The sequence below is a fragment of the Levilactobacillus paucivorans genome (genome assembly GCF_001437125.1).
Classification (GTDB): Bacteria; Bacillota; Bacilli; order Lactobacillales; family Lactobacillaceae; genus Levilactobacillus; species Levilactobacillus paucivorans.
This window is the reverse complement of sequence record NZ_JQCA01000117.1, coordinates 16,112-27,861: the sequence shown is the minus strand read 5'-3', so window position 1 is coordinate 27,861 and position 11,750 is coordinate 16,112. Positions and strand designations below refer to the sequence as shown.

Here is an 11,750-nt window from a genome sequence, read left to right as displayed (position 1 = left end):
CTAGACCACTTCTAAGAATAGATTCTTAGTGTTGCACTTGATTTGACAATTGAGGGACTATCTTCCTTTACCCATTAGGGGGAACGTTAATCGCCAGTGGGATCATGGTTTACCTGATCGGGGCGCCAATTGCAAACTTCATGACGTTCCTGACTCACTTCCTGAATAGCTTGAGTGGCGCCGCTAAAGCCCCACTTGGAGCGGTTCTGGGTGCCATGGTCGGGGTCGATATGGGTGGTCCAATCAACAAGGTTGCCTATACCTTCGCTCAAACGCAAGTGGATACCTTACCATTCCTGATGGGTGGTGTTGGTGCCGCCGGTGCAACTCCACCAATTGGTTTAGGGATTGCTACGTTAATCTTCAAGAAGAAGTTTAGTCCTGAAGACCGTGATGCCGGGATTGCCGCTTTATTGATGGGAACCATGGGAATTACCGAAGGTGCTATTCCATTCGCTACTGCGGATCCACTTCGGGTCATTCCAGCTAACACGATTGGTGCCGCTGTCGCTTGTTTATCAGGATTTATGTTTGGGTGTTTGAACCATGCGCCTTGGGGTGGCCTTATCGTCTTACCAGTGGTGGATAACCGCTGGGGATACATTGCCGCCGTTGCCCTTGGTTCAGCGGTAGTCGCATTAATTGTCGGATTTGCTAAGAAACCGTACGTTGCGGAAACGCCGGCGGAAGAAAAAGCAGAAGCTGACGATGATGACATTGATTTCGATATTCAACAATTCTAATTTACAGGAGATGGCATTATGAAAATTGTTGGTGTGACATCTTGTCCTAGTGGGGTTGCCCACACGTATATGGCAGCCGAAGCGTTACAAAAGGCTGGCAAGGAAAAAGATATTGAAGTTCACATTGAAACCCAAGGAACCAGCGGGGTGGATGACGAGTTAACCAGCGGTCAAATCTCCGCAGCTGACTTCGTGGTTCTCTCCACCGATACCAGTATCCGGGGAACTGAACGTTTCAAAGGAAAGAAAGTGGTTCAGTTAACGACGACTCAGATCATTGAAAAAGCCGACGCATTGATGAACAAGCTATCAAAGATGGCTTAGACAGAAAAGCAAATTTATTGGAGGCAAATATATTATGAGTGAAAAGGTTTCTATCAAACAATCAATCAGTACCATGTTGAAGTTACAAGATCAAGGACGTTACGCAACGTTACTGGGTATCGGCCCAATGTCACCAAATTTATTGCGGGCTAGTTTCGAATTAGCCAAAGACGATGACTTCCCATTAATGTTCATCGCTAGCCGTAACCAAGTTGATAAAGATGACCTCGGTGGGGGCTATGTAAATGGCTGGGATCAAACCCGGTTCAGTGCCGACATCAAGAAGGTTGCCGATGCTGTTGGTTTCAATGGTCTTTACTACTTATGCCGTGACCATGGTGGTCCATGGCAGCGTGATAAGGAACGTAACAACCACTTGAAGTTTGACGAAGCCATGAAGCTCGCCAAGGAATCCTACTTAGCTGATATCGAAGCCGGATTTGACTTACTGATGATTGACCCAACCAAGGACCCATTCCAAATCGGGAAAGTTGTTAACTTAGATAACGTTATCGACTGGACCGTTGAGTTGATTGAATACTGTGAAACTGAACGTAAGAAGCGTAACTTGCCAGAAATTGGTTATGAAGTTGGTACTGAAGAAACAAATGGTGGGTTAACCACGACTGCTAAGTACGAAAACTTTATTCAACGTTTGAAGGGTGAACTCGACAAGCGTAACTTGCCAATGCCAACTCTGATTGTTGGTCAAACTGGGACGTTGACTCGTATCGGTGTTCAAGCCGGTGAATGGAACTTTGAAAACGCCGTTGAATTAGGGACGATGGCTAAGAAGTATGGTGTTGGTTTGAAGGAACACAACGCTGACTACTTGGACGATGTGACCTTGCTCTTACACCAACCAGCACACATCACGGCTTGCAACGTTGCCCCTCAATATGGGACTGCTGAAACCCACGCTTTGATTCACTTAACTGAAGTTGAACAACAACTGGTAAAGCATGGCTTAGTTGAGAATCCATCAAACTTATACAAGGTTCTTTTGGACAAGGCTATCCGCAACGGTCGTTGGACTAAGTGGATGGAAGGCGACGACGACAAGTTGACTGTCGACCAAGCTTTGAACCGTCCTGACTTATACCAAATCATCCTGGACGTTGCTGGTCACTATGTTTACAATGAACCCGAAGTTAAGGCTGAAGTTGCTAAGTTATACGCTAACTTATCCGAAAACAACATTGATGGTCAACGTTACGTGATTGACCGCATCAAGGATCCATTACGTCAATACGTTGAAACCTTGAACTTAACTGGTTTAACCAGTGACATTCGTAAGAACGTTTCCCAAGCACAAAAAGCTTAATGTAAAGGAATGATGACTGATGAAACAAACAAAGACAAGTAATCATGGTGTCGGCAAGTTTATTCGCGGGTTAGTTATTACCGTCTGCACGCTGTTTATCCTCTACCTAATTATTGGGTTCTTCGGTTTAACTGCTGCACAGAAGACCACCGGGTTCATGTTTAGTTGGATTGGGATGTTCTTCGTCAGTGTTTACATCATCGTTCGTTGCATCTACCCGAGAGCGAGATTATCAAACCTCTTTCGAGGGAAGCTATAAGCATAACAAAGAAGCCTTCCTTAACGGGAAGACTTCTTGGCATTAATAAACGAATACGGTTTTCTGCTAAAAACAGTATAGGTTATTTCTGCCGTTAATGCAAGCGCTTTCAATTACCGATTATTAAGCTCTTTTAGGTCGCCAATGAAAACGGAGGAAGATCAATGATTAACGCAGAAGATATTTCGACTAAAAAATTTGATGAAACAGACGAACTAGCGGTTAACACCCTGAGAATGCTGAGTGTTGATATGATTCAAAAGGCCACGTCTGGTCACCCAGGTATCTGTCTGGATGCTGCACCCATGGCTTATGTGCTGTGGAATTACCAGATGAACGTTGATCCTAAGCACCCTGACTGGATTAACCGTGACCGGTTTGTCCTGTCAGCAGGACATGGGTCTGCCCTACTTTACAGTCTATTACACCTCAGTGGGTATGATTTACCAATGAGTGAATTGAAACAATTCCGTCAGCTCGGTTCGAAGACGCCTGGTCACCCAGAGTTTGGGAAGACCGTTGGTGTTGACGCGACGACGGGTCCTTTAGGCCAAGGGATCAGTATGGCCGTTGGGATGGCGATCGCTGAAAAGCATATGGCCGCTGTCTACAACCGTAACTATCGGCTGATTGATCACTACACTTACTCCATCGTTGGTGATGGGGACCTGATGGAAGGGATCAGTCAAGAAGCTATCAACATTGCCGGAAAAGAAAAGTTAGGCAAGTTGGTTGTGCTTTATGATTCGAATGATGTGACGCTTGATGGGCCACTGAACAATGAATCTGTCGAAAATGCTGGCCAACGTTTCCAAGCTGCTGGTTGGGACTACCTCTCCGTTTCTAATGGGGAAGACTTAGCTGCCATCAATGACGCTATCGACCAAGCCAAGAAGACTGACAAACCAACGTTGATTGAAGTTAAGACTGTGATCGGCTATGGTTCGCCACAGGCCGGCACTAACAAAGTCCATGGGTCTGCATTGGGTGATGAAAACATTGCCGCTACCCGGAAGGCTTTGCACTATACCGATGCACCATTTGAAATTGAAGATACGGTTTACGAACAATTCCAAAAGAACCTTCAAAGTCGTGGAATTCAAGCCTACAACGATTGGGAAGCAGACTATCGTGACTTCAGTGATAAGGATGCCTTGGCTAGAGACTTCTCCGCTGACCCACGTGAAAAGCTCAATCTGGATCAGGTCACGTCATCCTACAAGGTGGGCGATGAGATCGCGACCCGAGTGGCTAACTCAGATATTTTGCAACAGATCAGTGATCACAACCTTAATTTCTGGGGTGGGGCTGCCGACTTGTCTTCAAGTAACAAAACGCAATTAGCAGACAGCGGACGCTTCTCACCACTGAATCCTCAGAATAAGAATATCTGGTTCGGGGTTCGTGAATTTGGGATGGCCGCTGCCTTGAACGGGATTACCTTACATGGTGGTAGTCGGGTCTTTGGGAGTACTTTCTTTACCTTCTCTGACTACATGAAGTCCGCCGTACGTTCTTCAGCCTTACAGAGTTTGCCCGTAACTTACGTCTTTACGCATGATTCTATTGCCGTTGGGGAAGATGGGCCAACTCATGAACCTGTCGAACAATTGGCCGCATTACGGTCGATGCCAAATGTTAATGTTATCCGGCCAGCCGATGCCAATGAAGTTCTGAGTGCTTGGAAGTTCATTGCTGAAGAAACTCAGGCGCCAAGCGTCTTGGTTCTTTCACGGCAAAAGTTGCCGGTTTTGCAGGAGACGGTTGATGCCGATGTCTCCAAAGGGGCTTATGTGCTTTCACCAGCCAAGACTAGTAATCCAGATGCCATTCTGATTGCTACCGGGTCTGAAGTCCCATTAGCTTTAGCTGCTAAGGAAGCTTTAACTAAGCGTTCTTACGACATTTCAGTGGTTTCGATGCCAAGTATGGAACTCTTTGATAAGCAGTCTAAGGACTATCGTGAATCCGTTTTGCCAAGTGACATCAAGCGGCGGATTTCCATTGAAGCTGAAAGCACCTTTGGTTGGGGAAAGTATGTTGGCTTAGATGGGACCAGCGTTGGGATCGATTCCTTTGGTGCCAGTGGTAATGGTCCAGCTGTTCAGAAGCACTTTGGCTTTACGGTAGATAATATTGTTAAGCACTTTGAAATGTTATGGAATAAGTAAGTTTGTCTCAGCTGGTTTCTAAATCTCTTGGAGGTTTTGAACTAGAAAGGGCGGTAGAAATGGACTTAATGAGTACGATTAATCCAAATAATATTTCACTACATCTTGAATGTTCCGATCAAGAAGCACTTCTGCAGAAAATGACGCATTGGTTATTTCAATCACATGCCATTACGAATGAAGCAGGTTTCCTAGAGGATGTTGACTATCGTGAAATGTTGGGAATGACTGGAATTGGCAATGAAGTTGCCGTTCCTCATGGGAGTAATTGTGTGGCCTATCCTACTGTTGCCATTGCAACCCTCCAAGCGCCAATCGCGTGGAAGAGTATTGATGATGCGCCAGTTCGGTTGGTTCTGTTATTTGCGGAACCTGACGAACCGACCCCTGATCAAGCCCATAACACGTTGCTAACCAAGATGATTCGGAAACTCAGCAATGATGAGACCCTGTATGCCGTGAAACAAGCGGCGACAGTGGATGAAATTGTAAACGCCTTGAAGGAATAGGTCAGGAGCTAGTTGAACCCAAGTCTTTCGTCAGTTTCAATTTCGTGAAGAGTTGAAATGAAAAGAGGGATAACGTGTCTAGCAAAATCAAAGGAATCGCAGCCAGCAATGGTATTGCTATCGAGAGGGCCTACGTTTTAGTTGAACCAGACCTATCTTTTCCGACTGGGAAGACGGTAGATGTGGACCAAGAGATTAGTAGCCTGCATGCCGCACTGAAAGATTCCGAAAAAGACTTAATTGTTATTAAGAAGAATGCTGCTGAATCTATGAGTGATGAGGAAGCTCAGGTTTTTGAAGCCCATATTACGATGGTCAATGACCCTGAGTTTATTGGGGCAATTGAGAAACAGATTCGTGGAGACCAAGTGAGTGCTGCCGAAGCACTGAGTCAGGTGGCCGACCAGTTTATCGCTGTGTTTGAAGGGATGACTGATAATGCCTACATGCAAGCCAGAGCCGCTGATGTGAAGGATGTCCGTAAGCGGGTGCTGAGTCATCTACTGGGTGTTGCACTGCCATCACCGTCATTGATTGATCACCCGTCAATCGTGGTTTCTCATGATCTGACGCCAAGTGACACTGCCCAAGTTAACAAAGCCTTTGTTAAGGGCTTCGTAACTGATATCGGTGGTCGGACGTCACATTCCGCCATCATGTCACGGACGTTGGAAATTCCAGCGGTTGTCGGCAGTGAAACGGCAACGCAGGTCATTCACAACGGTGATACGGTAATTGTGGACGGCTTGCACGGTGAGGTCATCGTGAGTCCATCCGCTAAAGAGGTTGCGACTTATCAGCAAATGAAGGTCGACTATGACAAGCAACGAGCCGAGTGGGCTTTGTTAAAGAATGCTGATTCGGTCAGTCAAGATGGTAAAGCCTTTACGATCGGTGCCAACATTGGCACTCCTAAAGATGTCGAAGCCGTTACCGCTAATGGTGGGGATGCTGTTGGGCTGATGCGTTCAGAATTCTTGTATATGGATTCCCAGGAATTACCAACCGAAGAGGATCAGTTTGAAGCTTACAAAGCCGTCGTTAGCAAGATGAATGGTAAACAGGTGGTTGTCCGGACTATGGACATCGGGGGTGACAAGAAGTTGCCATACCTGCCGCTACCAGAGGAAATGAACCCGTTCTTAGGTTACCGGGCCATTCGGATTAGCTTGGATCGCCAAGAGATCTTCCGTACCCAATTGCGGGCACTGTTACGCGCTTCGCACTTCGGCAAATTGGCGATCATGTTTCCAATGATTGCTACGGTGGCCGAGTTCAAACAAGCTAAAGCAATCTTTGAAGAGGAGAAAGCCAAGTTAGTTGAGCAGGGGACCCCGGTTGCGGATGATATCGAAGTTGGGATGATGATGGAAATTCCTGCTGCCGCGATGATTGCAGACAAGCTAGCCAAGTATGCTGATTTCTTCAGTATTGGGACGAATGATTTGATTCAATATTCCTTTGCTGCAGATCGTGGGAATGAACATGTTTCCTATCTGTATCAGCCTTACAACCCATCATTGTTGCGGCTGATCAAGCGGACCATTGATTGCGCACATGCCAAAGGAAAATGGGTTGGCATGTGTGGTGAAATGGCTGGTGACCAGGTTGCTGTTCCATTGTTAATGGGCATGGGCTTGGATGAATTCTCCATGAGTGCCACGTCAATTCTTCAAACGCGTTCATTAATGAAGACGCTGGATACGCAACAGTTAACCGGACTGGTGGATCGCGCGCTAGATGCTGAAGGCAATGAAGAAGTCAAACAAATTGTTGAGGACTTTACAGCTGTTCTTAATAAATAATAAGTAGCGCAAGACAGAGAGACTGTGACTTTTGTCGCAGCCTTTTTGTTTTGTGCTACTTTTACGCGGGTCTATCAATTTTAGCTACCTTAACTTCTGTCCATTGCTCTGGACGAAAACCAGATAGTTCTGTATATTCGATGGGTTTATGATTAAATTACGATGAAATCATAATCGAAAATTCTCATTATAAACCGCATAGTGACAAGGGTTTATTGATTAACAGCTAAGCAATTTAGCCAGTCTAAAGATGCAGAAAAAGGTATAAAGATTCACTTCTTGCACTCTATAAGAGTGCATTGACTGCACTTGGAACCGTTTCCATAACAAGTTAAGGTGTAGTTGTCTTTAGAAGCGGAGGTTGATTAGAATGTTAGAAACTTTATTGACGCCCCAGACTGTCCAGGTAAGACAGGCTGGTCACCTAGACTGGAAGGAGGCAATTAAGCAGGCAGCATCGCCGTTGTTAACTACAGGGAAGGTTGAACAATCGTACGTTGATGCCATGATTAATGTTGTCGAGAAGAACGGCCCATTTATCAATATTGGACCCCACATTGCTTTAGCACATGCTCGTCCCGAGAATGGTGTAAATGAAATGTCGATGGCACTCATGAAAGTTGATCCAGCAATCAACTTGGTTAGTGAAGACCATCCAATTACATTATTCTTCGTTCTGGCTGCTAGTGATAACACCAAACATTTGGAAGCGCTACAAGAATTAGTATTGAAGCTTCAAGATGCGGATAGTTTCGCCAGAATGGAAAAAGCAACAACTGTCGAAGAGTTGGTTAATGAATTCAGAGGAGTGGAAAAATAATGAAAATCGCAGCAGTTTGCCAATCAGGTTTAGGTTCTAGCTTCATGATTCAAATGAACATCGACGCTGTCCTCAAAGCAGAAAACGTCGACACGGATGACATCGAAGTTACCCACTTTGATACTGGTAGCATGAACGTTAATGCCGCTGATTACTTCTTCTTAGGGAACGACTTGGCTGAACAAGCTTCCGACATGCCCGAAGAAAAGGTCTTTGTCTTAAAGAGCATCATCGACAAGGATGAATTACAAGAAAAGCTCAATGTCTTATTGGACAGAGAAGGTATCAAGCACGACTAGTGTTTTTAACGTTAGATTGGAGGAATAGCAATTATGCAAGCAGTTATTAATTTTATTGTTTCTATCGTTAGTACACCTGCCATCCTAGTTGGGTTAATCGCTTGTCTAGGTTTGGCACTTCAAAAGAAGCCCGGAACTAAGATCATGGAAGGAACTGTTAAGACCTTCGTTGGGTTCTTAGTTCTGACCGGTGGTGCCGGCATCTTATCAAATTCATTGGCACCATTCGCTTCAATGTTTAAGTTTGCTTTACACGTTCAAGGGGTTGTTCCTTCTAACGAAGCCGTTGTGGCTATTGCCTTACAACAGTACGGGACTACCACTGCTTTGATCATGTTCGTTGGGATGATTGTCAACGTTCTGTTGGCTCGTTTCACGAAGTTCAAGTACATCTTCTTAACGGGTCAAGCAATGCTTTATGTTTCTTGTTTAACTGCCGTTATCCTGATTTCTACTGGGATGAAGGCCGGTGCAACCACGATTCTCTTAGGTGGGTTGTTTGAAGGTACTTTGTTAACTGTTACGCCAGCACTGTGTCAACCATTTATGCGTAAGATTACTGGTGGTGACGCCGTTGCCATGGGGCACACGGGTAACATTGGTTATGCAACTGCCGGTTTGATGGGTAAGTGGTTCGGTAACTCTAAGAAGTCTACCGAAGATATCAACGTTCCTAAGGGCTTAAGCTTCTTACGGGACTCAACCGTTTCTATTACATTGGTTATGGCTATTGTTTACTTAGTATTAGCTTTAGTTTCAGGTCCACATTTCGTTGAAACGAAGTTGAGTTCAGGCACTAACTACTTAATTTACGCATTAACTCAAGCCGGGACTTTCGCCGCTGGTTTCTACGTTGTTTTAGCCGGTGTTCGGATGATCTTAGGTGAAATTGTGCCAGCCTTCCAAGGGATCGCAACGAAGCTTGTTCCAAATGCCAAGCCAGCCTTGGATGTTCCTATCATCTTCCCATACGCACCTAACGCTTTGCTGATTGGGTTCTTCGTCAGCTTTATCGTGGGTACTTTGAGTATGTTCGGTATGATCGCTATGGGGTCAACCGTTATTATCCCTGGTGTTGTTGGTCACTTCTTCTGTGGGGGTGCCGCTGGGATTTACGGGAACGCTACCGGTGGTCGTCGTGGGGCCATCATTGGTTCTGCTGTTAACAGTCTGCTGATCAGTTGGTTACCATTATTGATTCTGCCTGTTCTGGGTGGTTTGAAGATGGCTGCTTCAACTTTCGCCGATACCGACTACTTGGTACCAGGTATCTTACTTGGTAACTTGGGTCACTATGGTGAAGCTGCTGTTATCGCTGGTATCATCGGCTTTACAGTTGTTGTTATTATTTGGTCTTTCTTCCTCAAGAGCAACAAGAAGGCTAAGACTGAAGCCGAAGGTTAAATTTAGAGCATCACTTTTTAAAATTTCAGTCCAAGGATAAGGAGTAATCGTTAATGACAAAGACAGGCGTAAGCGAAGTTCAAGCGAACTTCACAGAGAAAGACGAATTAGCTGTTAATACTTTAAGAATGTTAAGTGTGGATATGATTGAAAAGGCTAAGTCAGGACACCCAGGCTTGTGTTTGGATGCCGCTCCAATGGCTTATGTTTTATGGAACTACCACATGACGACTGATCCCAAGCGTCCTAACTGGATCAACCGTGACCGGTTTGTCCTTTCAGCAGGTCATGGTTCAGCCTTACTTTACAGCTTACTTCACATGAGTGGGTACGCGGTAAAGATGGATGACTTAAAGCAATTTCGGCAGATGGGTTCATTAACGCCCGGACATCCCGAATACGGTCACACCCCAGGCGTTGACGCAACGACTGGGCCACTGGGCCAAGGGATCGGCATGGCTGTTGGGATGGCCTTAGCTGAAAAGCATTTAGCAGCTAAGTACAACACGGCAGATTACGACTTAATCGATCACTGGACTTATTCAATCGTTGGTGATGGGGACTTGATGGAAGGGATCAGTCAAGAAGCCATCAACATCGCTGGTAAGGAAAAACTGAACAAATTAATCGTGCTTTACGATTCAAACGACATTACGTTGGATGGACCGTTGGCCAATGGTTCTGTGGAAACGCAAAGCTACCGTTTCAAGGGTGCTGGCTGGAACTACCTCTTCGTCGAAGACGGGGAAGACTTAGCGGCCATCAACAACGCCATCAACGAAGCTAAGCGTTCAGCACAACCAACGATCATTGAAGTTAAGACTGAAATTGGTCACGGTTCACCAGAAGCTGGGACGAACAAGGTTCACGGTTCCGCTTTAGGTGCCGAAAACGTCAAGAAGACTAAGGAATTCTATCACTGGAGTCAGACCCCATTCTCCGTTTCTGAAGACGCCTATGCCCAATTCAAGCAAGGTATTGAAGAACGTGGGACGTCCGCTCATCATGACTGGACGGAACTCTACACGAATTACCAACGCAACGAACCTAAGTTGGCTGCTGACTTTACCCCTGAAGTCGGGCCTAAGTTGGACATGAGCCAGGTTAAGTTGAGTGATGAGACGATTGGCAAGGAAGTTGCCACCCGTGTCAGCAACTCAGAATTGATGCAACAAATCTCCAAGTACAACCCGAACTTCTGGGGTGGTGCTGCTGACTTGTTCTCAAGCAACAAGACGCAATTGAAGAATGAAGGTCGCTTTAACCCTGACGAACCTGCCAACGACAACGTTTGGTTTGGTGTTCGTGAATTCGGTGAAGCCACGGCCTTGAACGGGATGACCTTACATGGTGGTTCTCGTGTCTACGGGTCAACCTTCTTCACCTTCTCCGACTACATGAAGGCTGCTATTCGTTTAGCTGCCTTACAGGGACTCCCTGTTACCTTCATCTTCACGCATGATACGATTGCCGTTGGTGAAGATGGCCCAACTCATGAACCAATCGAACAATTGGCTGGTTTACGGGCTATTCCAAATGTGAATGTGATTCGTCCTGCCGATGCTCACGAAATGTTAGGGGCATGGCAAACGATCGCCAACACCACCGACAAGCCAACGGTTCTGGTGCTTTCTCGTCAAGGGTTACCTCTGTTGGAACAAACACGTCCAGAAGATGTTGCTCGTGGGGGCTACGTGGTTTCGCCAGCTAAGAACGAAGACTCAGATGGTATCTTAATGGCCACTGGTTCTGAACTTCAATTAGCGCTGAAGGCCCAAGCTGCCTTACGGGAAAAGCAATACGATGTTTCTGTGGTTTCCATTCCTAGTGTCGAACTCTTCGACCAACAGAGTGAAGACTACAAGAACTCCGTCTTGCCACCAAAGGTTGACAAGCGGATCTCGATCGAAATGGACAGTACCTTTGGCTGGGGTAAGTACACCGGCTTAAAGGGTGCCAACATTGGGATCGATACCTTCGGATTAAGTGGTAAGGGTTCAGACATCATCGAACACTTTGGCTTTAATGCGGAGACCATCGTTAAGAAGTACGAAGAATTGTGGAAGAAGTCGGAATAAGCATTTGAGGTGAA

General features: G+C 45.8%; 11 protein-coding genes. All 11 read left to right on the top strand.

All coding sequences use genetic code 11. The annotated features are described in order from the left end of the window. The first annotated feature begins 59 nt into the window (after positions 1-59). Entirely contained in the window at positions 60-743 is a 684-nt protein-coding gene (locus IV54_RS08950; RefSeq protein ID WP_272947294.1) for a fructose-specific PTS transporter subunit EIIC, read from the top strand. A gap of 18 nt (positions 744-761) precedes the next feature. Next, positions 762-1,067, top strand: a complete 306-nt coding sequence (locus IV54_RS08945; protein WP_057879020.1) for a PTS fructose transporter subunit IIB — start codon at positions 762-764, stop codon at positions 1,065-1,067. A 34-nt stretch (positions 1,068-1,101) separates the two neighbouring features. Then, complete coding sequence (locus IV54_RS08940) at positions 1,102-2,391, top strand: class II D-tagatose-bisphosphate aldolase non-catalytic subunit (protein WP_057879019.1); 1,290 nt, start codon at positions 1,102-1,104, stop codon at positions 2,389-2,391. 19 nt (positions 2,392-2,410) lie between these two features. Beyond that, positions 2,411-2,650 (top strand): hypothetical protein, encoded by a 240-nt coding sequence (locus tag IV54_RS08935; protein WP_057879018.1) that lies wholly within the window; start codon positions 2,411-2,413, stop codon positions 2,648-2,650. 164 nt (positions 2,651-2,814) lie between these two features. Next, positions 2,815-4,821 (top strand): transketolase, encoded by a 2,007-nt coding sequence (gene tkt / locus IV54_RS08930; protein ID WP_057879017.1) that lies wholly within the window; start codon positions 2,815-2,817, stop codon positions 4,819-4,821. 59 nt (positions 4,822-4,880) lie between these two features. Next, on the top strand, positions 4,881-5,330 hold the full coding sequence (locus IV54_RS08925; RefSeq protein WP_057879016.1) for a PTS sugar transporter subunit IIA: 450 nt from the start codon (positions 4,881-4,883) through the stop codon (positions 5,328-5,330). A gap of 74 nt (positions 5,331-5,404) precedes the next feature. Next, positions 5,405-7,135, top strand: a complete 1,731-nt coding sequence (gene ptsP, locus IV54_RS08920) for a phosphoenolpyruvate--protein phosphotransferase (protein WP_057879015.1) — start codon at positions 5,405-5,407, stop codon at positions 7,133-7,135. Positions 7,136-7,505: 370 nt separating this feature from the next. Next, complete coding sequence (locus IV54_RS08915) at positions 7,506-7,955, top strand: PTS sugar transporter subunit IIA (protein WP_057879014.1); 450 nt, start codon at positions 7,506-7,508, stop codon at positions 7,953-7,955. Beyond that, positions 7,955-8,254, top strand: coding sequence for a PTS sugar transporter subunit IIB (locus IV54_RS08910; RefSeq protein ID WP_057879013.1), 300 nt, complete (start codon positions 7,955-7,957; stop codon positions 8,252-8,254). Before IV54_RS08915 ends, IV54_RS08910 begins: the two co-directional genes overlap by 1 nt. Before the next feature lie 33 nt (positions 8,255-8,287). Beyond that, positions 8,288-9,658: a PTS ascorbate transporter subunit IIC gene (locus tag IV54_RS08905; RefSeq protein ID WP_057879012.1), complete on the top strand. Its 1,371-nt coding sequence runs from the start codon at positions 8,288-8,290 to the stop codon at positions 9,656-9,658. A gap of 53 nt (positions 9,659-9,711) precedes the next feature. Further along, the gene (gene tkt / locus IV54_RS08900) at positions 9,712-11,736 is read left to right on the top strand and encodes a transketolase (protein WP_057879011.1); all 2,025 of its coding nucleotides are present in this window, start codon (positions 9,712-9,714) and stop codon (positions 11,734-11,736) included. Positions 11,737-11,750 lie beyond the last annotated feature (14 nt).